Here is a 26,259-nt window from a genome sequence, read left to right as displayed (position 1 = left end):
TCTGACGGTCTTTGCGGAAATCTGGCCAGCCGATATGCTCCTATTTTTAGGAGACCACCATGCAACGCAAAACGGCCCAAGATTTTGACCAAGAACTGCTGATACTGTTCGATGCCTACGTACACGGCACGCTGGACCGCCGGGGATTTCTAGAGCGGGCCCAAAAATTTGCCGTCGGCGGGGTCACCGCCACCATGCTGCTCGGCGCGCTCAGCCCCAACTTCGCAGCCGCCCAGCAAGTCGCCCCCACCGACCCACGCATCGCCACCGAAACCCTCTCCTTCCCCTCGCCCACCGGCTCTGGCACGGTCAAAGGCTATCTGGCCCGGCCCGCCAAAGCCTCCGGCCCCTTGCCCGCCATTTTGGTAGTCCATGAAAACCGAGGCCTGAACCCCCACATCGAAGACATCGCCCGGCGTCTCGCACTAGACAACTTTGTGGCCTTTGCCCCGGATGCACTCACGCCCCTGGGTGGCTACCCTGGCGATGAAGAAAAAGCCCGCGAGCTGTTCGCCAAACTCGACCAAGCCAAAACCACCGAAGACTTTATTGCCGCAGCCGCCTTCCTCAAAGCACATCCGGCCGTCACCGGCAAGATAGGTGTGGTCGGCTTCTGCTATGGCGGCGGTGTCGCCCACATGCTGTCCACCCGCCTGCCTGACCTGGGAGCCGCAGTTCCCTTTTATGGCAACCACCCCGCCCCCACAGAAGCCGCCAAAGTCAAAGCCCCGCTGCTGATCCACTTTGCCGCCGTAGATGAACGTATCAACGCCGCCTGGCCCACCTACGAAGCCGCCCTGAAAGCCGCCGCCGTGCGCTACACCGCCCACCAGTACCCTGGCGCACAACACGGCTTCAATAACGACACAACCCCCCGCTTTGACGCAGCCGCAGCGAAGTTGGCCTGGGACCGCACACTGGCATTCTTCAACCAAAACTTGCGAGCCTAATGGCCCCAAATATCCGCAGCAGGCTTTTTCAGACGTGAAAAAGCCCTCTAAGAAATGACTTCTTAGAGGGCTTTTTGAAATTAAATGGTCGGTGTGAAAGGATTCGAACCTTCGACCCCTTGCACCCCATGCAAGTGCGCTACCAGGCTGCGCCACACACCGATCAAGCCTCGTATTATAGCCTGCGCTTAGAGTACTTCTGAAAGCAGGTCACGAATTTCAAATAATTCTTGGCGAACAGATAAAAGCTGCTGGACCGCAGCCTCGTCATAGTCGAGTGTGACTACATCTTCCAGCCGCTCAAAAGACATATCGCCTTCGTCCAGGCTGTCCATGCCGTCCAACACCAGCCCACTGCTGCGCTGTTTGTCACGTTCGCCCTGCACCAGTTCTTGCAACTTGTTGCGGGCGCCGCTGATCGTAAAACCCTGGTCGTACAACAGGTCACGGATGCGGCGGATCATCAGCACTTCATGGTGCTGGTAATAACGCCGATTCCCACGCCGCTTCATGGGGCGCAACTGGGTAAATTCTTGCTCCCAGTACCGCAGCACGTGCGGCTTGACACCACATAACTCCGCCACTTCCCCGATGGTGAAATAGCGTTTGGCAGGGATGGACGGGAGGTAATTCCCCATAAAAATCAACCAGGTTGTTTCAAGTACAAGAACAGCCGAAGAGGTTAACCCAAGTCACAGATGGACAGAAAACTACTTGGCATGCAGCGTGACCATTCTCACGCCAGCCCAGGCCACTCCCCTCTGAGCCAGATATGGCGTTCAGCCCTGGATTTGCTCTTTGAGCTTGTGGCTGGCGTGGAAGGTGACAACCCGGCGTGCATCGATGGGGATGGCCTCGCCGGTACGCGGGTTGCGCCCTGGCCGGGGGGCTTTGATGCGGATTTGGAAGTTGCCAAAACCGGAAATCTTGACATCCGTTCCCTCGACCAAGCTGGTACTCACCAAGTCAAAAAAAGCATCCACCATGTCTTTGGACTCGCGCTTGTTCAAGCCGATTTGCTCAAACAGCAAGTCGGCCAGTTGGGCTTTGGTCAGGGCTGGGGTTTCCAGACTTTCAACCGCAATTTCCACGGCTCTCTCCAGGTTGTCGTGTGGGGTCAAAACCGTTCTGCTCAGGCACGCAACCGCGCGCCGCATTGCGTGGACAACTGCGCCAGCACCGCTTGCACAGCGGACTCAATTTGCGGTTCGGTCAACGTGGCATCTAGGCTATTGAGCGTCAGGCGCAGTGCCACACTCTTCTCGCCCTGCGCCAGGCCGCCTGTAGAGACCGGCTCAGCAGCTTTGGGAGCAGGCTTGGGGCGATAGATGTCAAATACCACGGCGTCGCGCAGCAAACCGTTGGTGGCCGCAGCGTGAGTTGCCGCGAGCAACGCGCCATGCCCCACCGCCTCATTCACGATCACGGCAATATCGCGCTCGACCGCCTGGTGCTTGGCAACCGGTGCAAACACCGGTACTGGGCGTTGTAATACTGGATCCAACTCCAGTTCAAACAGCATCGGGGCCTGCGCCAAGTCATAGGCTTGGCGCCATTGCGGATGCAACTCACCAATAAAGCCAATCGCCTGCCCGCCCAGCAACACCCGGGCGCAACGGCCAGGGTGCAGAGCGGGGTGTTCAGCGGCCTCAAACTGGACGGACAAAGGCGCCAGCAGCGCCTCCACGTCGCCCTTCATGTCGAAGAAGTCAGCAGCCTGCTCGCTGCGCCCCCATTGCAGGCGGTCCGCCGCACCGAAGCTAATGCCCGCCACCCGCATGGGCTGGTGAAAGCCTGCGACAGTGGTGTCGGAGTTGACCACGCTGGCATCGCGCAGAAACACCCGACCCAGCTCGAACACCCGCACCCGCTCCGCCTTGCGGTCCAGGTTGAACTTCAAAACTTGTAGCAAAGATCCCATCAAGGACGAGCGCATAACGCTCATTTGGCTTGTAATCGGATTCAGCAGCTGGATCGGGTTGGGGTTGCCCGCCAATTCGTGCTCCCAGCGCGCCTCCACGAAGCTGAAGTTGATGGTTTCCTGGTAGCCCAAACCTGCCAACGCACGGCGTACCGCGAAAGGGCTGCGCTGTGCTTCAGAGCGGATTTTGGCGGTGATCGGGGCCAACGGTGGCGTGGTGGGCAACTGGTTGTAGCCCACCATGCGCACCACTTCTTCGATCAGGTCTTCTTCGATGGCCAGGTCAAAACGGTAAGACGGTGGGGTAACGGTCAGCACGCCATCGCCCTCCACCACCGGCAAACCGAGACGGGTCAACGCGTCGGCGCACTGCGCCTGGGTCAATGGCATACCGATGACTTTGACCGCCCGCGCCACGCGCAAAGTGACGGGCGTAGCTTGCGGCACATTGACCTGCGTGTCGTCCATCGGACCGGCTTCGCCACCGCAGATATCCAGAATCAACTGGGTGATGCGCTCCAGATGTTCCACGGTATGGCTGGCATCCACGCCGCGTTCGAAGCGGTGACCGGCATCCGTCGAGAAGTTATAGCGGCGCGAACGACCGGCAATGGACTTGGGCCACCAGAAGGCCGCTTCGGCATAGATGTTGACCGTATCGTCCGACACGGCCGTCGCATCGCCACCCATGATGCCAGCGAGCGATTCCACCTGTTGGTCATCGGCAATCACACCAACTTTTTCATCGACGGTGACGGTGTTGCCATTCAACAGTTTGAGCTGCTCGCCGGGCTGGCCCCATCGCACATCGAGTCCGCCGTGGATTTTGTCCAGGTCAAAGATGTGCGACGGGCGGCCCAACTCGAACATCACGTAATTGGAGATGTCCACCAGTGCTGTCACGCTGCGCTGTCCACAACGCGCCAAGCGGTCCACCATCCACTGCGGGGTGCTGGCTTTGGGGTTGACGTTGCGCACCACACGGCCCGAAAAACGACCGCACAGGTCAGGGGCACTAATTGCGACCGGCAGGCGGTCGGCGATTTGCACCGCCACCACCGGGAAGCTGGGCTGTAGCAAGGGTGCACCGGTCAGCGCGGCGACTTCGCGGGCCACCCCAAACACGCTCAGGCAGTGCGCCAGATTGGGCGTGAGTTTGAGGGTGAACAAGGTGTCGTCCAGCGCCAAATGTTCGCGGATGTTCTGACCCAGAGGCGCATCGGCCGCCAGCTCCAGCAGGCCGCCTTGGTCGTCAGACAGCTTAAGTTCACGCGCCGAGCACAGCATGCCCTGGCTTTCCACACCGCGCAGCTTGCCAACCTTGATCAGGAAGGGTTTTCCATCTTCACCGGGGGGCAACTCGGCGCCCACCAGTGCGCAAGGCACGCGGATGCCGACGCGGGCATTTGGTGCGCCGCAAACGATATTCAGCAACTCGGCCTGGCCCACATCCACGGTGCAGACGCGCAGACGGTCGGCATTGGGGTGTTGTTCGGCCGTTTTGATTTCGCCCACGACGATGCCGGTGAACGGCGGAGCAACGGGTTTAAGCTCTTCGACTTCCAGCCCGGCCATGGTCAAGGTGTCGGCCAATTGCTCAGTGGTCAGGTCGGGGTTGCAGAAGGCGCGCAACCAGGATTCAGGAAATTGCATGTTCGGTACTCGTGAATGGGTTATTGGAACTGGCTCAGAAAGCGAATATCGCCATCAAAAAACAGTCGCAAGTCGTTCACGCCGTAGCGCAGCATGGTCAGACGGTCGGGGCCCATGCCGAAGGCAAAGCCGATGTATTTTTCGGGATCCAGGCCCATATTGCGCACCACGTTCGGGTGCACCTGCCCGGAGCCTGCCACTTCCAGCCAACGGCCCGACAGCGGGCCGCTCTGGAACTGGATGTCGATTTCGGCGCTGGGCTCGGTGAACGGAAAAAAGCTGGGGCGGAAGCGCAGCACCAAGTCATCTGATTCAAAGAAAGTGCGGCAGAAATCGGTAAAAACCACTTTCAGGTCTTTAAAGCTGACGTTTTCGCCAATCCACAGGCCTTCGCACTGGTGGAACATTGGGGAATGGGTGGCATCGCTATCGACACGGTAGGTGCGGCCGGGCGCGATCACGCGGATCTCGGGCATCACCTGCCCTGCATCGATGGCCGCACGATGTTTCTTGACATGCGTGACGGCATGGCGGATCTGCATCGGACTGGTGTGGGTGCGCAGCAGGTTGGGCGCGGTGGCGGTGCCGCCTTCGACATAAAACGTGTCGTGCATGGACCGTGCAGGATGGTCTTCGGGCGTATTCAGCGCGGTGAAATTGAACCAGTCGGATTCGATCTCGGGGCCCTGGGCAACTTCAAAACCCATTGAACCAAAAATGGCCTCAATGCGTTCCAGCGTCAAGGACACAGGGTGCAAACCTCCCTGCCCACGCTGGCGGCCCGGCAAGGTCACGTCGAGCGCTTCGGCCTTGAGTTGCTGCTCCAGCTCGGCATCCGCCAAGGCTTTGCGGCGCGCAGTCAAGGCGGCTTCGATGGCTTGTTTGGCCAAGTTGATGGAAGCACCGCGTGATTTTTTTTCTTCTACGCTCAAGGCCCCCATGCCCTTCATCAGCTCGGTGATGCGGCCGGATTTACCCAAAAACAGGGCTTTGGCATTCTCCAGATCGGCGGGCGTGCTAGCCCCCTGGAAACTGCTGTGTGCTGCACTGACAATCGCGTCCAACTCGTTCATAAGATCTCTTGGAAATGACAAAGGGCTAGTGCCTTTTCAAGCTCTAGCCCTTGGTTTACTTGCACAGAATGCTACTCAAAGAATAGCAAACTAGCGTGGGGAATCAAGCAGCCAGACGGGCCTTGACTTGCTCCACGATGCTGGCAAAAGCTGCCTTGTCGTGCACAGCGATATCGGACAGCACTTTGCGGTCGATCTCGATGGCTGCCTTCTTCAGGCCATTGGCGAACTGGCTGTAGGTCAGACCGCATTCACGCGCAGCGGCGTTAATACGGGCAATCCACAGCTGACGGAACACCCGCTTGCGGGTCCGACGGTCACGGTAGGCATATTGCCCAGCCTTCATTACCGCTTGCTTGGCAACACGGTAAACATTACCACGGCGACCGCGGAAACCTTTTGCAAGGGCGAGAACTTTTTTGTGGCGGGCGCGAGCCGTTACACCACGTTTGACGCGAGGCATGTATTTACTCCTTGTTCGTCGTTAAATTAAATACCACGGCCGGGCAGCATCTGCGCCATGTGACCCATATTGGTCTCATGCACTGCAGCAGAACCGCGCAACTGGCGTTTATTTTTGGTGGTCTTCTTGGTCAAGATGTGACGTTTGAAGGCGTGGCCGCGTTTAACGGTACCACCTGGACGAACGCGAAAGCGTTTTTTCGCCGCGCTCTTGGTCTTCATTTTGGGCATTTCAATGCTCCTGTTCATTGTGCTCGTGAGGCGCTGGAAACCGATCCCAGACTTGTTGGCCCCGAGCCACTTTTAGTGGTGGATTTGCATCCCCCACTGCGAGCGGTGAGTTTTCACTCTCCACTCCATGCAGAGAAAAATACATTTCTCTGCATTTACAACCTGCAAGCCGAAACCGGCAGGTTGAAATTCTTACGATGCGACTGCGGGCGCTGGTGCAACCTCTGCCGCAGGCTTGCTGGACGCTGGCTTTTTCTTGCCGGGCGCGATCATCATGATCATCTGGCGGCCTTCCAACTTGGGAAACTGCTCCACGATGATCAGATCTTGCAAGTCGTTGCGGATGCGTTGCAGCAAGGCCATACCGATTTCCTGGTGGGTGATTTCTCGCCCCCGAAAACGCAAAGTGATCTTGCACTTGTCGCCATCGGCCAGGAAACGCTTGATATTGCGCATCTTGATGTTGTAGTCGCCATCGTCGGTACCGGGACGGAATTTGATTTCCTTGATCTCGATCACCGTTTGCTTGGACTTCGCGTCGGCCGCTTTCTTTTGTTCCTGGTACTTGAACTTGCCGTAGTCCATCAAACGACAGACGGGCGGGTTCGCCGTGGCAACAATTTCAACCAGATCAACGTCATATTCACCGGCTAAGCGCAAAGCCTCCATCAGGCTGACGATGCCCAAGGGTTCATTTTCAGGGCCGGAAAGACGGACTTCCGGGGCCATGATTTCACGGTTCAGACGGTGTTTGCGTTCTTCGCGGTGACGGCGGTCACGAAATTCAGTAGCGATGGCTCAAATCCTTCAAAATTAGAATGCTATATTTTAAATAGCAATTACCGTAAGCAGGGCGTGCACTAAAGCCTAGGTTTATTTAAAAACTACAGTTTTAGAGCGATGTCGCTGGCAATTTTGGACTGGAAGTCCTTTAGCGACATCACACCGAGGTCAATATTGCCCCGGGCGCGCACTGCGACGGACCCAGCTTCTTTTTCCTTGTCGCCAACGACCAGGATGTAGGGAAGCTTTTGCATCGAATGCTCACGTATTTTACGCGTAATTTTTTCGTTGCGTAAATCGAGTTGGACCCTAAGCCCTTGATCTTGCAGCGTTTTGGCAATTTCGCGACAGTAATCGTCCTGCGCCTCGGAAATATTGAGGATGGAAACCTGTGCCGGGGCCAGCCAGGTGGGCAACGCACCCGCGTGTTGCTCGATCAAAATACCGATGAAACGCTCCAGACTTCCGACGATGGCGCGGTGCAGCATGATGGGGTGGTGGCGTGCGCCATCTTCCCCCACGAACTCGGCATCCAGCCGCTCGGGCATATTGGGATCCACCTGGATCGTGCCGCACTGCCACGGACGGCCCAGTGCATCTTTGAGGGTGTACTCGATCTTGGGGCCGTAGAAAGCCCCCTCGCCGGGCAGGTATTCAAAGTCACAGCCGGAAGCGCGCAAGCCCTCAGCCAATGCCTGCTCGGCACGGTCCCAGCTCTCCTCAGAACCAATGCGTTTTTCAGGCCGGGTCGAGAGCTTGTAGATGATGTCGGTAAAGCCGAAATCCTTGTAGGTCTTCTGCAACAGCGCGGTAAAGGCAATCACTTCCGCCTGGATCTGGTCTTCGGTGCAGAAAATATGGCCATCGTCCTGGGTGAACGCGCGCACCCGCATGATGCCGTGCAGGCCGCCTGTGGGCTCGTTGCGGTGGCATTGGCCGAATTCGCCAAAACGCAGCGGCAAATCACGGTAGCTTTTGATGCCTTGCTTGAAGATCAGGATGTGGCCGGGGCAGTTCATCGGCTTCAGCGCGTAGTCGCGCTTTTCCGATTCGGTGACAAACATGTTTTCGCGGTATTTGTCCCAGTGGCCGGTTTTCTCCCACAGGCCCTGGTCCAGAATCTGCGGGCCTTTGACCTCTTGATAGCCGTTGTCGCGGTAGACGCGGCGCATGTACTGCTCCACCTCCTGCCACAGCGTCCAGCCCTTGGGGTGCCAGAACACGGTACCGGGCGCATGCTCGTCGATATGGAACAGGTCCAGCTCGCGGCCCAGCTTGCGGTGGTCGCGCTTCTCGGCTTCTTCCAACTGGGTCAGGTAGTTTTGCAGATCGTCTTTGCTGGCCCAGGCCGTGCCGTAGACGCGTTGCAGCATTTCGTTGTTGTGGTCGCCGCGCCAGTAGGCACCGGCCAGCTTCATCAGCTTGAAGAACTTGAGCTTGCCGGTGCTGGGCACGTGGGGGCCGCGGCACAGGTCTTCAAACGCGCCTTCGCGGTACAGCGATACATCTTGGTCGGCCGGGATGCTGGCGATGATCTCGGCCTTGTAGTGTTCACCCAGGCTTTTGAAGTAGGCCACAGCCTCGTCGCGCGGCAGCACGCGGCGGGTCACGGGCTCGTCCTTGGCGGCCAGGGCGGTCATCTTTTTCTCGATGGCCACCAGGTCGTCCGGCGTGAACGGGCGCTTGTACGAAAAGTCGTAGAAGAAGCCGTTTTCGATCACCGGGCCGATGGTGACCTGCGCGTCGGGAAACAGGTCTTTGACGGCGTAAGCCAGCAAGTGGGCGGTGGAGTGGCGGATCACGTCCAGGCCGTCGGCATCTTTGGCGGTGACGATGGCCAGCGGGCTGTCCTGGGTGATCAGGTAGCTGGTGTCCACCACGGTCCCATTGATCTTGCCGGCCAGCGCGGCCTTGGCCAGGCCGGTGCCGATGGAGGCGGCTACTTCGGCCACCGTCACTGGTGCAGGAAATTCGCGAACGGAACCATCGGGGAGCGTGATGTGGATCATGGGTGTCTGGAGTTAGAAAGCAAAAAGCGCGGTGGATAACGTAAAAGTTAGACCGCGCCTGGCTGTTGCGCAACAGCGGATTTTAGCCGTGCTTCAATGCGCGCCTGCAGCTGCCTCGGCAGCTGCTTTGCCCATCGCTGCGGGGCGCCTGGTGATCCACACCAGCGGGATCAGCGCTACGAACAGCACCGACGAGGCGAAGAACACGTCGTTGGCGGCCAAGGTGGCTGCTTGCTGGCCGATCAGCAGGTTGACCTGGGCCAAAGCCTGCTGCGGGTCCAACCCGGCGCTGGCCAGGCCGCCCAAAGTGTTGCTGGCCACCTGGCGGCCCGGGGTGATGTACTCGACCAGCTGGGCATGGTGCAGCGCGGTGCGGCTTTCCCACACGGTGGTGACCAGCGAAGTGCCCATAGCACCGGCGGTGATGCGCACAAAGTTAGTCAGGCCCGAGGCGGCGGGGATGCGGTCGGGCGGCAGGCCACTCAGCGTCAGGATGCTCAGCGGGATGAAGAAAAACGCCATCGCAATGCCTTGCACGATGGTGGGCACCATCAGCGTGGCCTCATCGGCCTGCACATTGAAGCGCGAGCGCATCCACAGCACCACGCCGAAGACGATGAAGGCCAGGGTGGCGAACAGGCGCGGATCGAACTTGGCGATGTTCTTGCCCACCAACGGCGACAACACGATGGCCAGCAGCCCCACCGGGGCCAGCACAAAGCCGGCCTGGGTGGCGGTGTAGCCCATGTACTGTTGCAGCCACAGCGGCAGCAGCACCACGTTGCCAAAGAACAGGCCGTAGCCCACCGATGTAGCCACCGTACCGGCCCAGAAATTGCGCCGGGCGAACAGGCTTAGGTCCACTACCGGGTGCTTTTCGGTCAGCTCCCAGGCCAAGAAGAACAGGAAGCCAACCACGGCCACGGCGGCCATGATCTGCACCTCGGTGGAGTGGAACCAGTCCAGCTCTTTGCCTTTGTCGAGCATGATTTGCAGCGCGCCCACCCACACCACCAGCAGGGCCAGGCCCACGCTGTCGATGGGGAGTTGTTTGGTGGGTGTCTCACGTTTGCGGTACAGGCTCCAGGCGGCGGCGGCGGCCAGCAGGCCCACCGGGATATTGATGTAAAAAATCCACGGCCAAGAGATGTTGTCGGTGATCCAGCCGCCCAGCAGCGGGCCCATTACCGGGGCGACCAGGGTGGTCATGGCCCACATCGCCATCGCCGTGCCCGCCAGCGCCTTGGGGTAGCTGGACAGCAGCAGCGCCTGCGACAGCGGGATCATCGGCCCGGCCACAAAGCCTTGCAGGATGCGGAAGGCGATCAGCGTGCCCATGTTGGGGGCCAGCCCGCACAGCCACGAGGCCAGCACGAACAGCACGATGCTCAACACAAACAGCCGCACCTGGCCAAAGCGCTGCGACAGCCAGCCGGTAAGCGGCACCGAGATGGCGTTGGCCACGGCAAAGCTGGTGATGACCCAGGTGCCCTGGTTGGGGCTGACACCCAGGTCGCCCGCGATGGCCGATAACGACACGTTGGCGATGGAGGTGTCCAGCACGTTCATGAACGTGGCGGTAGACAGGGCAATGGTGCCCCACATGCGGGCCGAACCTTCCAGCGGCGGCGGTGGCGTGTAGGTGAAAGCGGTGGCCATGGCGGGTTTATTGCACCTGTGCGGCAGAGGCATTGGGCACGGCGGCCAGCTTGACCGGGGGATGCGCAACCGCACTGCTACGACCCAGGTTAGCGGCGATCACGCGCTGCACATCCGTCTCGGCGGCTTTGTCGAGCGTGGGGCCGACCTGCATGGTGGCCTGGGCGGGGCTGCGCGGGGCATCGGCCAGCATCTTGCCGTCTTGCTGGCGCACGTCCACCGTGGCCACCATCGACAGGCCGACACGCAGCGGGTGGGCCGCCACCTGGGCCGGGTCCAGCGCGATGCGCACTGGCACGCGCTGCACCACCTTGATCCAGTTGCCGGTGGCGTTCTGCGCGGGCAGCAAGGCAAAGGCGGCGCCGGTGCCGACACCCAGGCCCTGCACGCTGCCGGTGTACTCCATCTTTTTGCCGTACAGGTCGGCGGTCAGGGTGACCGGCTGGCCGATGCGGATGTTGCGCAGCTGCACTTCCTTGAAGTTGGCATCCACCCACACCTGGCTCAGGGGAATAATGGACATCATGGTCGTACCGGCGGCGATGCGCTGGCCGAGCTGGATGGTGCGCTTGGCCACATAGCCATCCACCGGGGCCAGCACGGCGGCGCGCTGGCTGGCCAAAAAGGCCTCGCGCAGCTTGGCGGCGGCGGCCAGCACATTCGGGTGCTGGGCGATGCTGGTGCCGTCGGTCATGGCCTGGTTGCTGGCCAGCTGCTCTTTGGCGGCCACCACACCGGCCTGGGCGGCGGCAATGCTGGCCTGCACGCCGGACAGGCCGCTTTGGGCGGTGGCCAGCTGGGTTTGGGCGTGGCTGAGTTCTTCTTTCGACACGGCGCCGTTACCGCTCAGGGCCTGGCGGCGGCGCAGGTCGTCCTGGGCGCGGGCAACTTCGCTCTGGGCGCGGGCAGTGTCGGTTTGCGAGCGGGCCACATCGGCGCTGCGCAGGGCCACCTGGGCGGCCAGGGTGGTGTTGTTGGCGTACAGGGTGCGCACCTGGCGCACGGTCTGGGCCAGGTTGGCCTCGGCCTGGTCCAGCGCCAGTTTGGAGTCGGCGGGGTCGAGCTGCACCAGCGGCTGGCCGGCGCGCACGAAGTCGGTGTCGTCGGCCAGGATGGCCATCACCGTGCCGCCGATTTGCGGGGTGATCTGCACCACATTGCCCTGCACGTAGGCGTTGTCGGTGTCCTCATAGTGGCTGGCCACCACCAGGTCGTAGGTGGCCCAGCCCAGCCCGGCCAACACCACCACGGCGGCGATGGTGATGAGGGACTTTTTGCGGTTGGGGTTGGCAGCGGCGGCGTTGGTCGAGTCGGTCATGGTATTTACTTTAGAAAAAATTTATAAGAAATAGGGCTCTAGCGCTTATTTAATATGCGCTAGTAGCTATTGATTCAGTAGCAGATGCGACATAGCCACCACCCAGTGCACGGGTCAGCGCCACCTGGGTGTCGAGCGCACGGGCGGCCAGATCGACCTGCAAGCGGCGCTGCGCCAGCACGGCGGTCTCAGATGCCAGCACTTGCAGGTAGTTGCCCAGCCCGGCCTGGTAGCGCTGCACCGCAATCTCAAAAGCGGCCTCGGCGGCGGCCTGGGCATCGCGCTGCTGGGTTTGCTGGCGGGCGATGGACTGCTGCGAGGCCAGCTGGTCGGCCACGTCACGCACGGCATCCAGCAAGGCGGTGTTGTAGCTGTCTACTGCGGCATCGAGGTCGGCGGTTTTGGTTTTCAGCCCGGCACGCAGGCGGCCTGCGTCAAAGATCGGCAGATGGATCGCCGGGCCGATGCCCCATTGCTGGCTGCTGGCTTGCAGCAGGTTGCCCAGGCCGATGCTGGAGAACCCGGCAAAGCCGGTCAGGCTGACGTTGGGGTAGAACTGGGCTTTGGCGCTGGCGGTATCGGCCCCGGCAGCTTGCACACGCCAGCGGGCGGCGGCGATGTCGGCGCGGCGGCCCAACAGGTCGGCCGGGATGGCCTGGGCGGGTGCTGCGGTTTTGATAGCTGCCAGCGCAGGTAATACAAGCGCATCCGCCGCATTGGACTGCCCAACCAGGGCCGACAAGGCATTGCGGGCCAGGGCCATTTGCTCGTGCAGGGCTTCGATCTGCTGGCGGGCTTCGGGCAGGCTGCCTTCGCTTTGCTTAAGCTCCAGGCGGGTGTCCAGCCCGGCTTCCACCCGGTCGCGCACCAGTTGCAGCAGCTCGCTGCGCTGGGCCAGGGTGCGGTTGGCCAATTCCAACTGGCCGTTCAGGCGCAGCAGCTGGAAGTAGCTGCGCGCCACCTGGCTGACCAGCAGCACGCGGGCGGCCTGGGCATCGGCCTGGGCGGCTTGTGTCTGGCCCAGCGCGGCATCCAGGGCGGCGCGGTTTTTGCCGAAAAAGTCCAGCTCCCAGCTGGCGGCCAGCTGGAGCGTGCCGGTGTCGCGGATCGACCCGGCCAGGGGCGCGGGCACGGCCCCGTTGGCGGTGTACTTTTGGTGGGTGGCGTTCAGGTCGGCCGCCAGGCTGGGGCGGGTGGCGGCATCGGCCCCATCGGCCAGGGCCTGGGCGCGGCGCAGGCGGGCCTGGGCGAGTTGCAGGCTGGGGCTATCGGCCAGGGCCTGGGCCACCAGCTGGTTGAGCTGCGGGTCGGCAAAGCCCTGCCACCAGGCGGCATCGACCGGGGCTGCGTCGGACGAACCGGACGCGCCCACCACGGTGGCGGGGCGCAGGTTGGATTGCGGGGCGATGCCCGAGAAGTTGGCGCAGGCGGCCAGACTGGCCAGGGCAACGGCGGCCAAGGCCAGACGGGGCAAGGTTTTAAGAGGCATTTTTTTCTCCGGCAGCAGCGGCGGTGGTGGATTGGGCTTGTTGGGCTTGTTGGATGTCATTGGCGTTGTCGAGCATGCGGCGCAGGTAGCTTTTCAGGGTCTGCCACTCCTCATGCGAGAAGCCTGCGAGGTAGGCGTTTTGCACGCGGCTCAGCACTTCGGGAATGCATTCGGCGGACTGGCGGCCAGCGTCCGTCAGGGCCAGGTTGACCACGCGGCGGTCTTCGCTGGAGCGCTCGCGCTGGCACAGGCCTTTGGCCTCCAGCCGGTCCAGCAGGCGGGTCATGCCGCCTGCGTCCAACGTGCAGGCGCGGGCCAGCTCGGCCACGGTGGAGACCTCGCCGGTAAAAAGCTTGAACAGCGGTTTCCACTGCGCGTTGGTCAGGCCGCTGGGCTCGAACTGGCGTTCCAGCTCTTGCACCATCGCGGTGGTGACGCGGTGCATCAGGTAGCCGACGCTGCCGTTTTCGGCGACGTAGCTGTCGGGGGCATAGAAGTTGGGGTGACTGGTAGGCTGTTGCATGGGCTGGATTATTAATTGCCTAGACAATTACTGTCAAGTCTTTGTTTGTTTATGCATTTGTTTTGGCTACACTCGGGCATGGCTACACCCTCCTCCACTTCTTCTACTGCTGCCGCCGCCAAGGGCTCGCCGCGTTCGCTGTCTGGTTTGCTGCCTTTTTTAAGGCCGTACCGGGGGCGCATAGCGCTGGCCATTGTGTTTTTGGTGCTGGCCGCCGCCGCCACGCTGGCGTTTCCGCTGGCGCTGCGGGCGCTGATCGACCAGGGGCTGGTGCAGACCGGGGCCGACGGCGGCGTGGACCGGGGCGCGCAGGTGCTGGCGCTGCGCGACCATTTCTTCGAGCTGTTTGCGGTGGCCGCCGCGCTGGGCCTGTTCTCGGCGGCACGCTTCTATACCGTGAGCTGGTTGGGCGAACGGGTGACCGCCGACATCCGCAATGCGGTGTACGCCCACGTGCTGCGCCAGAGCCCAGAGTTTTTTGAAACCACCCAGACCGGCGAGGTGCTGTCGCGCCTGACGGTGGACACCACGCTGGTGCAAACTGTGGTGGGTTCATCGCTGAGCATGGGCCTGCGCAATGCGGTGATGGGCCTGGGCGCGTTGGGCGTGCTGGTGTGGACCAACCCGGTGGTAATGACCCAGGTGTTTGGCATCTTGGTGCTGATCGTGCTGCCCAGCGCCTGGTTTGGCCGCCGGGTGCGCAAGCTCTCAAGGGCCAGCCAAGACCGCGTGGCCGACAGCAGCGCCATCGCCGCCGAGGTGCTGAACGCTGTTTCCCTGGTGCAAAGCTACACCGCCGAGGGCCGCGAGGCGGCCCGCTTCAACGCATCCACCGCCGCCGCTTTCCAAACTGCCGTGGGGCGCAGCAAGGCGCGCTCGGTGCTGGTGGCGTTCATCATCATCGCCACATCCGCCGCCCTGCTGTGGGGCCTGTACCAGGGCACACAGGCGGTGTTGCAGGGCAGCATCAGCGCCGGACATTTGGGGCAGACGGTTGTTTACGTGATTATTTTGGCCAGCGCCACCGCCGTGCTGGGCGAGGTGTATGGCGACGTGCTGCGGGCGGCCGGTGCCAGCGAGCGGCTGATGGAGCTGCTGGCCACCGAGTCGCCGATTAAATCGGCATCCAATCCGACTCCAGCGCTTATTACATCTGCTGGGAGTGCTATTGTTTTTGACAATATCCATTTCAACTACCCGTCGCGTCCCTTGCAAGCCGCGTTGGCCGATTTCAGCCTGAGCGTGGCCCCCGGCGAAACCGTGGCCCTGGTGGGGGCCAGCGGCGCGGGCAAGAGCACGGTTTTCCAGCTGCTGCTGCGCTTTTACGACCCGCAGAGCGGCAGCATCCGGCTGGACGGCGTAGCCACGCCCGACCTGGCGCTGAAGGACCTGCGTCAGCACATCGGCATCGTGCCGCAGGATGCGGTGATGTTCTCGACCAGTGCGATGGAAAACATCCGCTATGGCCGCCCCGATGCCACCGATGCCGAGGTGGTGGCCGCCGCCGAATCGGCCTTTGCCCACGCCTTCATCACCGCCCTGCCCGAGGGCTACAACACCTTTTTGGGCGAGCGCGGTGTGCGCCTCAGCGGCGGCCAGCGCCAGCGCGTGGCCATCGCCCGCGCGATGCTGAAAAACGCCCCGCTGCTGCTGCTGGACGAAGCCACCAGCGCGCTGGATGCGGAGAGCGAACGCATGGTGCAGGCGGCGTTGGAATCGGCCATGCGGGGCCGCACCACGCTGGTGATTGCCCACCGCCTGGCCACCGTGCAGCAGGCCAACCGCATCGTGGTGCTGGAGCATGGGCGCATCGTCGAGCAAGGCACGCACGCCGAGCTGGTGGCGCAGGACGGGGTGTACGCCCGGCTGGCAGCGCTGCAATTTACGGCATAGTTTTTACATAGAATAGGGCTATAGCGCATATTCCACCTGCGCTAGCAGCTATATTTTTAATAGTAAATCACCCGCATGCCCTTTTTTCCGCTCTCCCAGTCTCTGCGCCGCCTGTGGGCGCTGGACACCTTTCCGTACAGCCTGCGCATCTTCATCGCCCTGAGCACCACCATGGCGCTGGGCTGGGTGAACGACCAGATGGCGCTGGTGATGCCGGTGTTTTTGGGCACCATCGCCAGCGCGCTGGCCGAGACGGACGACAACTGGCGCGGGCGGCTGCGGGCGCTGCTGGTGACGCTGCTGTGCTTTGCGCTGGCGGCGTTTGCGGTGCAGGCGCTGTTTGCGCACCGCTGGTGGTTTGTGCTGGCGATGGTGTTGTCTAGCTTTTGCCTGACGATGCTGGGCGCCATCAGCCCGCGCTACCAGGCCATTGCCTATGGCACGCTGATTTTGTCTATCTACACCACCATCGGCATGGACCAGCGCAGCGGCTTGGGCCACGCCGAATGGCTGGAGCCCGCGCTGCTGCTGGCCGGGGCGGCGTGGTACGGGCTGCTGTCGGTGCTATGGAGCGCGCTGTTTACCCACCAGCCGGTGCAGCAAAATCTGGCGGCCTTGTACCGGGTGCTGGGCGGTTACTTGACCCTGAAAGCCTCGCTGTTTGAACCCGTGCGCGGGGTGGACCAAGAGGTCAAGCGGCTGGCCCTGGCGCAGCGCAACGGCGCGGTGGTGACGGCGCTGAACACCACCAAAGAGAGCATCCTGAACCGGCTGGAGGCCGTGCCGAGCCACCGCATGCAGTACTACCTGCGGCTGTATTTCATCGCCCAAGAGGTGCACGAGCGGGCCAGCTCCTCCCATTCGCCCTACGGCGAGCTGACCGAGACGTTCTTCCACAGCGATGTGCTGTTTCGCTGCCAGCGGCTGCTCAAGCTGCAAGGCCATGCCTGCGAGCGGCTGGCGCGGGCGATTTTGCTGCGCGTGGCGGTGATTCCCGACACCGTGAGCGCCCAGGCGCAGCAAGATTTGCAAGACGCGCTGACGCACCTGGAGGGCTTGCAGCAACCGCAGTGGCCACCCCAGCGACACAAGCTGCTGGCCACCTTGACGGCGCTGGCCAAAAACCTGGGCACGCTGCAAACCCGCCTGACCAGCGCCAGCCTGCCCGCACCGGAAGCTGAGGTGCAAGACCACGCCCTGCTGGACCGCTCGCCCCAGTCGCTGCGCGACGCGTTCGACCGGGTGTGGCGGCAGCTGACCCCGGCCACGCCGCTGTTTCGCCACGCGGTGCGCTTGGGGCTGGCGCTGGCCGTGGGCTACGGGCTGCTGCACTGGCTGCATGCGCGCCAGGGCTACTGGATTTTGCTGACCACGGTGTTTGTGTGCCAGCAGAGCTTTGGCGCCACCCGCAGGCGCATGGTGCAGCGGGTGGTGGGCACGATGGTCGGGCTGGTGCTGGGCTGGGCGCTGTTCCGCTTGTTCCCCAGCCTGCTGTTGCAGGCCATGTTTGCGGTGGCGGCGGGGGTGGTGTTTTTTGGCAACCGCACCCGGCATTACACGCTGGCCACGGGTGCCATGACGCTGGTGGTGTTGCTCTGCTTCAACCAGATTGGCGACGGCTACGGCCTCATCGTGCCGCGCCTGGTGGACACGGTGCTGGGCAGCCTGATCGCCGGGCTGGCAGTGTTTTTCATCCTGCCCGACTGGCAAGGCCGCCGCATGCACGAAGTGGCGGCGCGCACTTTGGCCACCTGCCGCCTGTACCTGCGCGAGATCATGGCGCAGTACAAGGGGGCGCAGGGCGGCCAGCGCGACGATCTGGCCTACCGCACGGCCCGTCGCAATGCGCACAACGCGGATGCAGCGCTGTCTACCGCGCTGTCCAACCTGTTCCAGGAGCCCGGCTTTTTGCAGGGCCGCAGCGACAGCGGGCTGCGGTTTTTGCTGCTCTCGCACACTTTGCTGAACTATTTGTCGGGCCTGGGCGCGCACCGCCAGACATTGTTTGAAGCGCCCAGCGATGCATCCACCGAACAGGCCGCCGAGCTGGTGGACCAGGTGCTGGACGGCCTGGCTACCAGCCTGGCCAGCAGCCAGCCCGTGCCGCCCGCCAGTGCCGACGAGCTGGCGGTGCTGGAGGCCCTGAGTGCCGCAGCCACCGATACCGCCCACCGGGTGGTGCAGAGCCAGCTGGTGCTGATCGGCCAACTGTTGCCGCTGCTGCGGGTGCAGGCGGGCAGGCTGCTGGGGCAGGAAACTGCCACCTGACGGGCCACCTCCAATCTATGCGTTTAGTGCATAGATGGCATTAAGACTGGCCTTGGACAGATGCAGGCGCAGGTTTTAAGCTTGGCTTCTCTGTTTAAACAAGGGATTGATTCCATGTCCAACCAAGCGCCAACCGTACACGCCCTGCCCTCGTACCTGAACCCCGACCATGTGGGGCCGTGGGGCATTTTTCTCCAGCAAGTAGACCGGGTAGAGCCCTACCTGGGTGATCTGGCGCGTTGGGTGGAAACCCTGAAGCGCCCGAAACGCATTTTGGTGGTGGATGTGCCGATCCACCTGGACGACGGCTCCATTGCCCACTTTGAAGGCTACCGAGTGCAGCACAACACCTCGCGTGGCCCGGGCAAGGGCGGTGTGCGCTTCCACCAGGACGTAACCCTGTCAGAAGTGATGGCGCTGTCGGCCTGGATGTCGATCAAGAACGCCGCCGTCAACGTGCCTTACGGCGGTGCCAAGGGCGGCATCCGCGTCGATCCGAAAACCCTGTCGCGCGGCGAGCTGGAACGCATGACGCGCCGTTACACCAGCGAGATCGGCATCATCATCGGCCCCAACAAAGACATTCCGGCCCCCGACGTGAACACCAACGAGCAAATCATGGCCTGGATGATGGACACCTATTCCATGAACCAGGGCTCCACCGCTACGGGCGTGGTCACCGGCAAGCCGGTCGATCTGGGCGGCTCGCTGGGCCGCCGTGAAGCCACGGGCCGTGGCGTGTTCACCGTAGGCGTGCAGGCGGCCCAGCATATCGGTCTGGACGTGTCCACGGCCCGTATCGCGGTGCAGGGTTTTGGCAATGTGGGTGGCGTGGCGGGCAAGCTGTTTGCCGAAGCCGGTGCCCGCGTGGTGGCGGTGCAAGACCACAGCGGCACCATCTACTGTGAAGCCGGTTTCAACGTGCCGGCCCTGCTACAACACGTAAAGAACGCCGGTGGCGTAGGCGGTTTTGCCGGTGCTGAGGTGATTGCCAAAGATGCGTTCTGGGACGTGCCCTGCGACATCCTGATTCCCGCCGCGCTGGAACAGCAAATCACCAAAGAAAATGCCGGGCGCATTACCGCCCGCATGGTGATCGAGGGCGCGAACGGCCCCACCACCCCCGAGGCCGACGACATCCTGCAAGAGCGCAACATCCTGGTGCTGCCCGACGTGATCGCCAATGCAGGCGGCGTGACGGTGAGCTACTTTGAATGGGTGCAGGACTTTTCCAGCTTCTTCTGGGACGAAGACGAAATCAACGCCCGCCTGGTGCGCATCATGAAAGAGGCCTTCAATGCCGTCTGGCAGGTGGCGCAAGACAACAAGGTGACCCTGCGCACGGCCACCTTCATCGTGGCCTGCAAACGGATTCTGCATACCCGCGAGCTGCGCGGTTTGTACCCCTGAAGTTGCTCGCCCCCGCGCTACGCTGGGCGGGGGATGTTTTAGGCATTCAATCGACTGCCAGCCCAATACTGATAAGCGCAAAGTGCTATCTTTATTTAATCTACGAAGATAGCAATTTACGCGGTATGGGCTACTGCAACGGCCGTTTGAGCGCAGCAGGTATCGGCAGCGGCAGCACGTCAATGCCTTCGTCTAGCAAGGCTTCGGTTTCTTCCGCTGTCGCCTCGCCCCGGATATTGCGTTCTTTGCGCTCGCCGTAGTGGATTTTGCGGGCCTCTTCGGCAAACTGGCTGCCGACATCTTCGGTGTTGGCGATCACGTGGCGGACCATCTTCAGCCAGGCGGCTTGCAATTCTGAGGCAAGTGGTGCCACGGTCGCGGGACTGGTCTCGGCTATAGGTGCCGCATCGGCCTTGACGGGGACTTGCAGCGCACCAAAATTCAGGCGCGGGGCACTGGGTTTTTTGAGAATATCGCTGCTGCCGCACAGCGGGCACTCCACCAGCCCACGGGCCAATTGGCTCTGGAAATCATCCTCTGACCCAAACCAGCCTTCAAAGGTGTGCTGGTGGGCGCACTGGAGATCCAGAACTTTCATAGTGGCTTACGCGGTGACGGAGGCGGTTGGTTGCCAATCCAGCGACCAGGCACCCGAGGCCAGGTTTTGCAGCCAGAGGGCGGCCGCCAGGGTTTTGCTGTCGGTCACCTGGCCATCGCGGCACCATTCCAGCAGCTCGGGCAGGGTGGCGGTGAACACGTCCAGAAATTCACCGGCATCCAGCTTGCGCGCACCCAAGCTCAGACCCCGGGCGAACCAGATGTCGATAAATTCGGTGGAGTAGGCAATCACCGGGTGCAACACGCCGGCCCGCGCCCATTCGGTAGCGGAGTAACCGGTTTCTTCCAACAATTCGCGCTGGGCGCAGGCAAATGTGGATTCACCTGCATCCAACTTGCCCGCTGGGAATTCGACCATCACCCGGTGCAGCGGATAGCGGAACTGGCGCTCCAGCACCAAGCGGCCATCGTCCAGCAGGGGGACGACCATCACCGCACCGGGGTGCTCGATGTATTCACGGGTGGAGGTGCTGCCATCGGGCAGTTGTACGGTGTCGCGAAAGGCATGCAGAAAGCGGCCTTTGAGCAACTCTTCACTGCCGGTCTTGTGCTCAATCAGGTGCTGGTCGGGGGATGGCGTGGTGGGCATAGGTAAGAGCCACCAGCAAGTCTGGCGGTAATTCAGCGAAGACTACAGGGTTGAAGGACGTTGCTTGAGCAAGTAACGGGCAATAAAACCCGGAAAAGCCAAGGTGATGAACAAGGTGCCGGTAATCGCATAGAACTCCCAGCCTTGGGGGGCGATCTGCCCGGCATGGTTCTCTAGCAGTAAACCCAGGCCACCCACCGCAAAGTAGTACGCCACCAACTCACCCAAACGGATCGCCAAAGACTTAGGCTTTGCCAACGGAAAGACCAACAACAAGCGCTGGCCCATAAACGGCAAATTGGCGGCACAGATGGCCGCCAACAATACCAAGCCAACAGAAACAGTTTGGCCCACCTAAATCGTCCTGAGCGTACGCATCAGGTGCCCAGCGTCAGCACGATCGCCTGTGCGCACAGAGTCATCAGGCCGCCAGGCACAATACCCAAAATCAGCACCAATGCGCCGTTAACCGACAACACGGCCCGTACGTCCAGCGGAGCCGATACGGTGGTGGCGGTGATAGGCGCATCGAAATACATGACCTTAACCACCCGCAGGTAGTAGAAAGCACCAATCAGCGACATCATGACGGCAAACACGGCCAACGCAATGTAGCCAGCGTAGCCCGAGGCGATCAATGCCTGCAGTACCGACAGCTTGGCGTAAAAGCCGACCATCGGTGGAATACCGGCCATGGAAAACAGGCAAATTGCCATCACGGCTGCGTACAAGGGGCTGCGTTCGTTCAAACCGGCCAGATCGGAGATTTCTTCGCTCTCAAAGCCTTCACGGGCCAGCAGCAAAATCACCCCAAAACCGGCCAAGGTGGTCAGCACGTAGGTGATGACATAGAACATGGACGAACTGTAGGCATTGGCAGCCAGCAAGGTGTTGCCGTTGACGACGCCGGACAACAAACCCAGCAGCACAAAGCCCATCTGCGAAATGGTGGAATACGCCAGCATGCGCTTGAGATTGGTTTGGGCAATAGCCGCCAAATTACCCAGCGCCAGCGAGCCCACCGACAAGACCACCAGCATTTGCTGCCAGTCGAACGCCAGTGGAAGCATGCCCTCTACCAGCAAGCGGATGCAAATAGCGAATGCGGCCAACTTGGGCGCTCCACCAATCATCAGAGTCACTGCGGTAGGAGCACCTTGGTATACGTCAGGAATCCACATGTGGAAGGGCACAACACCCAGCTTGAAGGCCAAGCCAGCCACCACAAATACCAAACCAAACACCAACACCTGGTGCTTGACCTGGCCAGAAGCGATGACCTTGAAGACCTGGCCCACTTCCAGCGTGCCGGTCGCGCCATACATCATGGACAAGCCGTACAACAAGAAGCCCGAGGCCAAGGCACCCAGCACAAAGTACTTCATGGCGGCTTCGCTGGCGGTGGCGTTGTCGCGGCGCAGCGCCACCAGGGCGTAGCTAGATAGCGTCAACAGCTCCAGGCCCATGTAGATGACCAAGAAGTTATTGCCCGAAATCATCACCGACATGCCCAGCAGTGCAAACATGCTCAGGGTGAACATTTCGCCGCCATGCAACATGCCACGGTCGCCCGCATACGGGCGGGCATACACCAAGGTAACCATCACGGCGATGGTGGCGAAGCACTTCAGCCAATTGCCCATGGGGTCGCTGACCACCATATTGCCAAAACCGTACAAGGTGGTGTTGCCGCTGGCGTACAAGCCTTGCAGAACCGCCACAACGGCAAGCGACAACAAGGTCAATACATAGGTGCCGGTGCGGCGTGGGCTTTTTACACCCAGGTCTACCAGCGCAATGGTGCAGGCCATCGCCAACAGCACGATTTCAGGGTAAACCGTGATCCAACTGATTGTGTCAATCATCTTTTCGTTCTCAATCCAGTGGGGTCAGTTGAGCTTGGATGCTGCAACGTGTTTGATCAAATCGGTCACCGAGGCATCCATTACATCGGTGAAAGGCTTGGGGTATAGGCCCATGCCCAGTATCGCGATGGCCAGCAGCAGCAGCATGAAGAATTCGCGGGCGTTGATGTCCTTCAGTTCCTTCACATGGTCGTTGGCGATGGGGCCCAGGTAGACACGCTTGAACATCCACAAGGTGTAGGCGGCACCAAAGATCAGCGCGGTTGCCGCAGCGAAACCCACCCAGAAGTTGAACTGCACTGCGCCCAAAATGACCATCCACTCGCCCACAAAGCCTGCGGTGGCGGGTAGACCGCAATTGGCCATAGCAAACAGCAAGGCAAAGGCGGAAAACTTGGGCATGGTGTTGACCACTCCGCCGTAGCTGGCAATTTCACGCGAATGCATCCGGTCGTACAGCACACCAATCGACAAGAACATGGCGGCGGACACAAAGCCGTGGGCAATCATCTGCACAATGCCGCCCGCTATACCCAGCGGGTTAAAAATGAAGAAGCCCAGAGTCACAAAACCCATGTGCGCAACAGAAGAATAGGCCACCAGTTTCTTCATGTCCTCCTGCACCATGGCCACCAAGCCGACATACACGACGGCGGTGAGCGACAGGCCAATCATCAAGCCAGACCACTCGTGGGCTGCATCAGGTGCAATCGGCAAAGAAAAGCGCAAGAAACCATACGCGCCCAACTTCAGCATGATGGCTGCCAGCACGGCCGAACCACCGGTAGGCGCTTCCACGTGTACATCGGGCAGCCAGGTATGCACAGGCCACATGGGAACCTTGACAGCAAACGCAGACAAGAAACCAAAGAACAGCAAGGTCTGGGTACGGCCATCCAACGGCAGCTGGTGCCAAGTGGCAATATCAAAACTACCGCCCGACTTGACGTACAGAAAAATCAGCGCAACCAGCATCAACAAGGAACCCAGCAGCGTGTACAAGAAAAACTTGAAGGCCGCATAGATCTTGTTGGGGCCGCCCCAGATACCGATGATCAGATACATCGGAATCAGCGTCGCTTCAAAGAACACGTAGAACAAGATGCCGTCCAACGCACAAAACACACCAATCATCAACCCGCTAAGGATCAAAAAGGCCCCCATGTACTGGTTGACCTTCTTGGTAATGGCCTCCCAACCTGCGATTACAACGATGACGTTGATAAACGCCGTCAGGATCACAAACCACACAGATATGCCATCCACGCCCAGGTGGTAGTTCACATTGAAGCGCTCAATCCAGCTGGTGTTCTCCACAAACTGCATCGCAGAAGTACCAAGCTTGAAACCACTGTAAAGCGGCAGTGTCACAAGAAGACTTACCACAGAACCAACCAAGGCGACCCAGCGGACAACCCCAGCCTGTTCATCACGGCCCAAGGCCAAAAGTACAACGCCAAAAAAGATAGGTATCCAGATGGCAAGGCTCAACAATCCCATTTTTCTTATTCCTCTTCTAGCTGAGCCAAACGAAATACGTCATTAGTGCAAAAACACCCAAGATCATGGCAAACGCATAGTCATAGATGAATCCGGTTTGTACCCAGCGGACCAAGCCGGAAATCCAAGCAACTATTTTCCAAGATCCATTCACGACACCACCGTCAATGATGGTGCGGTCTCCAACCTGCCACAGGCCGGTGCCCAAACCACGGGCACCCCGTGCCAATATCTTTTCATTGAACCAGTCGAGGTAATACTTGTTTTCTAACAAGGTGTAAATCGGCTGGCATGTGCGCTTGATGGCCGCTGGCAAAGCCGGATTAACCATGTACATGTAGTAGGACGTAGCCACACCGGCAGCCGCCAAAATGAACGGCATGGTTGTCAGGGCATGGACAGCCATCGCCCAGGCTCCGTGAAACTCATGCGCCAGCTCTTCCATCGCAGCATGTTTTTCCAGGTTAATGAAAATCGCATCCTTGAAAAAATCGCCGTAAAGCATCGGTTGGATCGTGAAGTAGCCCAATACGACCGATGGAATTGCCAACAAAACCAATGGCAACGTCACCACCCAAGGCGATTCATGGGGCTTGCTATCGCTATGACCGTGGTCACCGTGGTGGTCATCATGGCCGTGGTGCGCATCGGGATTTTGGTCAAATCGCTCTTTCCCATGAAACACCAGAAAGTACATGCGGAACGAGTAGAACGCGGTGACAAACACACCAGCCAACACTGCAAAGTTTGCAAAACCTGCTGCTGGCAAGTTGCTCAAATGCACTGCTTCGATAATGCTGTCTTTGGAGTAAAAACCTGAAAACAAAGGTGTCCCAATCAAGGCCAGCGAACCTAGCAATGAAGTAATCCAGGTAATAGGCATGTATTTTCGCAGGCCACCCATCCAGCGAATGTCTTGATTGTGGTGAACGCCCATGATCACCGAACCCGCAGCAAGAAACAGCAAGGCTTTGAAGAATGCGTGGGTCATCAGGTGGAATACCGCGACTGAGTAGGCAGAGGCACCCAAGGCCACCGTCATGTAACCCAATTGCGACAGCGTTGAATAAGCAACCACACGTTTGATATCGTTTTGAATGATGCCCAAGAAACCCATGAACAATGCAGTGATGGCACCAATGACCATAATGAAATTCAAGGCAACTTCGCTCAATTCAAACAAGGGCGACATACGTGCCACCATAAAGATACCGGCAGTTACCATGGTGGCCGCATGGATCAAAGCCGAGATGGGTGTCGGGCCTTCCATGGAGTCAGGCAGCCACACATGCAACGGAAACTGGGCCGACTTACCCATAGCACCGATGAACAGACAGATGCAAATCACGGTAACCAACATCCAGTTAGTACCTGGAAGCACCAGTTGCGCCAGCTCTTCTTTCTTTGCAAACGCTTCGGTGTAGTTCAAAGTACCGGCATACGCTGCAATCAAGCCAATACCCAGAATGAAGCCGAAGTCGCCCACACGATTGACCAAAAAAGCCTTCATATTGGCGAAAATGGCAGTCGGACGGTTAAACCAAAAACCGATCAGCAAATAAGAAACCAAACCAACGGCCTCCCAGCCGAAAAACAACTGGAGCATGTTGTTGCTCATTACCAACATCAGCATCGAGAATGTAAACAACGAGATGTACGCGAAGAAGCGGTTGTAGCCCGCGTCTTCTTCCATGTAGCCAATGGTGTAAATGTGAACCATCAACGACACAAAAGTCACCACGCACATCATCATGGCGGTCAAGCCGTCCACCATGAAACCGATCTCCATGCGCAAGCCGCCTACATCCATCCAGGTGTAAAGCGTTTCATTGAAGCGAGCACCGTCATTCACCACGCTATTGAGCGTCATGGCCGACAAAACAAAGGCAATGAATACACCCAAAATAGTGAGCGTATGGCTAGCCCGACGGCCAATCACATTCCCGCCAAAGGCGGTGCCTAATACACCGGCCAACAAAGCGCCCGCCAAAGGTGCCAACGGGACGGCTAACAAAGTAGAAGCTACGAGGGTTTGACTCATTTTT

At 60.3% G+C, this 26,259-nt stretch carries 22 protein-coding genes and 1 tRNA gene; 4 read left to right on the top strand and 19 right to left on the bottom strand.

All coding sequences use genetic code 11. The features are described from left to right. Nucleotides 1-59: 59 nt before the first annotated feature. Entirely contained in the window at nucleotides 60-950 is an 891-nt protein-coding gene (locus AC0969_RS18300) for a dienelactone hydrolase family protein (RefSeq protein WP_479625584.1), read from the top strand. A gap of 85 nt (nucleotides 951-1,035) precedes the next feature. Here the strand turns inward: AC0969_RS18300 and AC0969_RS18295 are convergent. The 13 genes from AC0969_RS18295 to AC0969_RS18235 all read right to left on the bottom strand — a co-directional run bounded on the left by AC0969_RS18295 (nucleotide 1,036) and on the right by AC0969_RS18235 (nucleotide 14,071). After that, nucleotides 1,036-1,112 (bottom strand) — tRNA-Pro (locus AC0969_RS18295). 26 nt (nucleotides 1,113-1,138) lie between these two features. Beyond that, nucleotides 1,139-1,588 carry a MerR family transcriptional regulator gene (locus AC0969_RS18290; RefSeq protein WP_479625583.1) on the bottom strand — a complete coding sequence of 150 codons (450 nt, stop codon included), beginning with the start codon at nucleotides 1,586-1,588 and terminating at the stop codon, nucleotides 1,139-1,141. A 141-nt stretch (nucleotides 1,589-1,729) separates the two neighbouring features. Then, a complete protein-coding gene (locus AC0969_RS18285) occupies nucleotides 1,730-2,041 on the bottom strand; it encodes an integration host factor subunit alpha (protein WP_295956877.1) in 312 nt (103 codons plus the stop codon). Nucleotides 2,042-2,082: 41 nt separating this feature from the next. Beyond that, the gene (gene pheT / locus AC0969_RS18280) at nucleotides 2,083-4,524 is read right to left on the bottom strand and encodes a phenylalanine--tRNA ligase subunit beta (protein WP_479625582.1); all 2,442 of its coding nucleotides are present in this window, start codon (nucleotides 4,522-4,524) and stop codon (nucleotides 2,083-2,085) included. A gap of 20 nt (nucleotides 4,525-4,544) precedes the next feature. Next, the gene (pheS, locus tag AC0969_RS18275; RefSeq protein WP_479625581.1) at nucleotides 4,545-5,597 is read right to left on the bottom strand and encodes a phenylalanine--tRNA ligase subunit alpha; all 1,053 of its coding nucleotides are present in this window, start codon (nucleotides 5,595-5,597) and stop codon (nucleotides 4,545-4,547) included. A 103-nt stretch (nucleotides 5,598-5,700) separates the two neighbouring features. After that, nucleotides 5,701-6,060, bottom strand: a complete 360-nt coding sequence (gene rplT / locus AC0969_RS18270; protein WP_479625580.1) for a 50S ribosomal protein L20 — start codon at nucleotides 6,058-6,060, stop codon at nucleotides 5,701-5,703. Nucleotides 6,061-6,086: 26 nt separating this feature from the next. Beyond that, nucleotides 6,087-6,290, bottom strand: coding sequence for a 50S ribosomal protein L35 (gene rpmI, locus AC0969_RS18265; RefSeq protein WP_479625579.1), 204 nt, complete (start codon nucleotides 6,288-6,290; stop codon nucleotides 6,087-6,089). Between the two features lie 192 nt (nucleotides 6,291-6,482). After that, nucleotides 6,483-7,085, bottom strand: coding sequence for a translation initiation factor IF-3 (gene infC, locus AC0969_RS18260; protein WP_479625594.1), 603 nt, complete (start codon nucleotides 7,083-7,085; stop codon nucleotides 6,483-6,485). A gap of 89 nt (nucleotides 7,086-7,174) precedes the next feature. Then, the gene (gene thrS / locus AC0969_RS18255) at nucleotides 7,175-9,082 is read right to left on the bottom strand and encodes a threonine--tRNA ligase (protein ID WP_479625578.1); all 1,908 of its coding nucleotides are present in this window, start codon (nucleotides 9,080-9,082) and stop codon (nucleotides 7,175-7,177) included. Nucleotides 9,083-9,175: 93 nt separating this feature from the next. Further along, complete coding sequence (locus AC0969_RS18250; protein ID WP_479625577.1) at nucleotides 9,176-10,741, bottom strand: DHA2 family efflux MFS transporter permease subunit; 1,566 nt, start codon at nucleotides 10,739-10,741, stop codon at nucleotides 9,176-9,178. Nucleotides 10,742-10,748: 7 nt separating this feature from the next. Beyond that, nucleotides 10,749-12,059 carry an EmrA/EmrK family multidrug efflux transporter periplasmic adaptor subunit gene (locus tag AC0969_RS18245; protein WP_479625576.1) on the bottom strand — a complete coding sequence of 437 codons (1,311 nt, stop codon included), beginning with the start codon at nucleotides 12,057-12,059 and terminating at the stop codon, nucleotides 10,749-10,751. A gap of 49 nt (nucleotides 12,060-12,108) precedes the next feature. Beyond that, a complete protein-coding gene (locus AC0969_RS18240; RefSeq protein ID WP_479625575.1) occupies nucleotides 12,109-13,548 on the bottom strand; it encodes an efflux transporter outer membrane subunit in 1,440 nt (479 codons plus the stop codon). Further along, entirely contained in the window at nucleotides 13,538-14,071 is a 534-nt protein-coding gene (locus AC0969_RS18235; protein WP_479625574.1) for a MarR family winged helix-turn-helix transcriptional regulator, read from the bottom strand. Before AC0969_RS18235 ends, AC0969_RS18240 begins: the two co-directional genes overlap by 11 nt. A gap of 78 nt (nucleotides 14,072-14,149) precedes the next feature. Between AC0969_RS18235 and AC0969_RS18230 the strand changes: the two genes are divergently transcribed. From AC0969_RS18230 to AC0969_RS18220, 3 genes are all read left to right on the top strand, one after another. Beyond that, nucleotides 14,150-15,964, top strand: a complete 1,815-nt coding sequence (locus AC0969_RS18230; RefSeq protein WP_479625573.1) for an ABC transporter transmembrane domain-containing protein — start codon at nucleotides 14,150-14,152, stop codon at nucleotides 15,962-15,964. Nucleotides 15,965-16,039: 75 nt separating this feature from the next. Continuing rightward, complete coding sequence (gene yccS, locus AC0969_RS18225; protein WP_479625572.1) at nucleotides 16,040-18,232, top strand: YccS family putative transporter; 2,193 nt, start codon at nucleotides 16,040-16,042, stop codon at nucleotides 18,230-18,232. 114 nt (nucleotides 18,233-18,346) lie between these two features. Beyond that, on the top strand, nucleotides 18,347-19,642 hold the full coding sequence (locus tag AC0969_RS18220; protein WP_479625571.1) for a Glu/Leu/Phe/Val family dehydrogenase: 1,296 nt from the start codon (nucleotides 18,347-18,349) through the stop codon (nucleotides 19,640-19,642). Between the two features lie 130 nt (nucleotides 19,643-19,772). Here AC0969_RS18220 and AC0969_RS18215 read toward each other — a convergent pair whose 3' ends face one another. The 6 genes from AC0969_RS18215 to nuoL are packed head-to-tail and all read right to left on the bottom strand — an operon-like array spanning nucleotide 19,773 to nucleotide 26,255. Beyond that, entirely contained in the window at nucleotides 19,773-20,240 is a 468-nt protein-coding gene (locus AC0969_RS18215; protein WP_479625570.1) for a DUF1178 family protein, read from the bottom strand. A gap of 6 nt (nucleotides 20,241-20,246) precedes the next feature. After that, nucleotides 20,247-20,849 (bottom strand): NUDIX domain-containing protein, encoded by a 603-nt coding sequence (locus AC0969_RS18210; protein WP_479625569.1) that lies wholly within the window; start codon nucleotides 20,847-20,849, stop codon nucleotides 20,247-20,249. Nucleotides 20,850-20,891: 42 nt separating this feature from the next. Continuing rightward, entirely contained in the window at nucleotides 20,892-21,203 is a 312-nt protein-coding gene (locus AC0969_RS18205) for a DUF2818 family protein (RefSeq protein ID WP_479625568.1), read from the bottom strand. 23 nt (nucleotides 21,204-21,226) lie between these two features. Further along, nucleotides 21,227-22,714: an NADH-quinone oxidoreductase subunit NuoN gene (gene nuoN, locus AC0969_RS18200; protein ID WP_479625567.1), complete on the bottom strand. Its 1,488-nt coding sequence runs from the start codon at nucleotides 22,712-22,714 to the stop codon at nucleotides 21,227-21,229. 24 nt (nucleotides 22,715-22,738) lie between these two features. Further along, nucleotides 22,739-24,214 (bottom strand): NADH-quinone oxidoreductase subunit M, encoded by a 1,476-nt coding sequence (locus AC0969_RS18195; RefSeq protein ID WP_479625566.1) that lies wholly within the window; start codon nucleotides 24,212-24,214, stop codon nucleotides 22,739-22,741. Between the two features lie 16 nt (nucleotides 24,215-24,230). Beyond that, on the bottom strand, nucleotides 24,231-26,255 hold the full coding sequence (nuoL, locus tag AC0969_RS18190) for an NADH-quinone oxidoreductase subunit L (protein WP_479625565.1): 2,025 nt from the start codon (nucleotides 26,253-26,255) through the stop codon (nucleotides 24,231-24,233). Nucleotides 26,256-26,259: the final 4 nt, after the last annotated feature.

The sequence above is a fragment of the Rhodoferax sp. LB1P47 genome, assembly GCF_056521445.1.
Note: the sequence above shows the minus strand (reverse complement) of the source record. Positions and strands in the feature narration are given on the sequence as shown.

What these genes read in the sequence shown, in the direction of transcription:
- AC0969_RS18235 (WP_479625574.1), bottom strand. Translation starts at nt 14,071, where the DNA reads ATGCAACAGCCTACCAGTCACCCCAACTTCTATGCCCCCGACAGCTAC.
- AC0969_RS18240 (WP_479625575.1), bottom strand. Translation starts at nt 13,548, where the DNA reads ATGCCTCTTAAAACCTTGCCCCGTCTGGCCTTGGCCGCCGTTGCCCTG.
- nuoN (WP_479625567.1), bottom strand. Translation starts at nt 22,714, where the DNA reads ATGATTGACACAATCAGTTGGATCACGGTTTACCCTGAAATCGTGCTG.
- AC0969_RS18195 (WP_479625566.1), bottom strand. Translation starts at nt 24,214, where the DNA reads ATGGGATTGTTGAGCCTTGCCATCTGGATACCTATCTTTTTTGGCGTT.
- AC0969_RS18250 (WP_479625577.1), bottom strand. Translation starts at nt 10,741, where the DNA reads ATGGCCACCGCTTTCACCTACACGCCACCGCCGCCGCTGGAAGGTTCG.
- AC0969_RS18290 (WP_479625583.1), bottom strand. Translation starts at nt 1,588, where the DNA reads ATGGGGAATTACCTCCCGTCCATCCCTGCCAAACGCTATTTCACCATC.
- rplT (WP_479625580.1), bottom strand. Translation starts at nt 6,060, where the DNA reads ATGCCTCGCGTCAAACGTGGTGTAACGGCTCGCGCCCGCCACAAAAAA.
- AC0969_RS18220 (WP_479625571.1), top strand. Translation starts at nt 18,347, where the DNA reads ATGTCCAACCAAGCGCCAACCGTACACGCCCTGCCCTCGTACCTGAAC.
- nuoL (WP_479625565.1), bottom strand. Translation starts at nt 26,255, where the DNA reads ATGAGTCAAACCCTCGTAGCTTCTACTTTGTTAGCCGTCCCGTTGGCA.
- AC0969_RS18210 (WP_479625569.1), bottom strand. Translation starts at nt 20,849, where the DNA reads ATGCCCACCACGCCATCCCCCGACCAGCACCTGATTGAGCACAAGACC.
- AC0969_RS18215 (WP_479625570.1), bottom strand. Translation starts at nt 20,240, where the DNA reads ATGAAAGTTCTGGATCTCCAGTGCGCCCACCAGCACACCTTTGAAGGC.
- thrS (WP_479625578.1), bottom strand. Translation starts at nt 9,082, where the DNA reads ATGATCCACATCACGCTCCCCGATGGTTCCGTTCGCGAATTTCCTGCA.
- AC0969_RS18230 (WP_479625573.1), top strand. Translation starts at nt 14,150, where the DNA reads ATGGCTACACCCTCCTCCACTTCTTCTACTGCTGCCGCCGCCAAGGGC.
- AC0969_RS18300 (WP_479625584.1), top strand. Translation starts at nt 60, where the DNA reads ATGCAACGCAAAACGGCCCAAGATTTTGACCAAGAACTGCTGATACTG.
- rpmI (WP_479625579.1), bottom strand. Translation starts at nt 6,290, where the DNA reads ATGCCCAAAATGAAGACCAAGAGCGCGGCGAAAAAACGCTTTCGCGTT.
- AC0969_RS18245 (WP_479625576.1), bottom strand. Translation starts at nt 12,059, where the DNA reads ATGACCGACTCGACCAACGCCGCCGCTGCCAACCCCAACCGCAAAAAG.
- pheS (WP_479625581.1), bottom strand. Translation starts at nt 5,597, where the DNA reads ATGAACGAGTTGGACGCGATTGTCAGTGCAGCACACAGCAGTTTCCAG.
- yccS (WP_479625572.1), top strand. Translation starts at nt 16,040, where the DNA reads ATGCCCTTTTTTCCGCTCTCCCAGTCTCTGCGCCGCCTGTGGGCGCTG.
- pheT (WP_479625582.1), bottom strand. Translation starts at nt 4,524, where the DNA reads ATGCAATTTCCTGAATCCTGGTTGCGCGCCTTCTGCAACCCCGACCTG.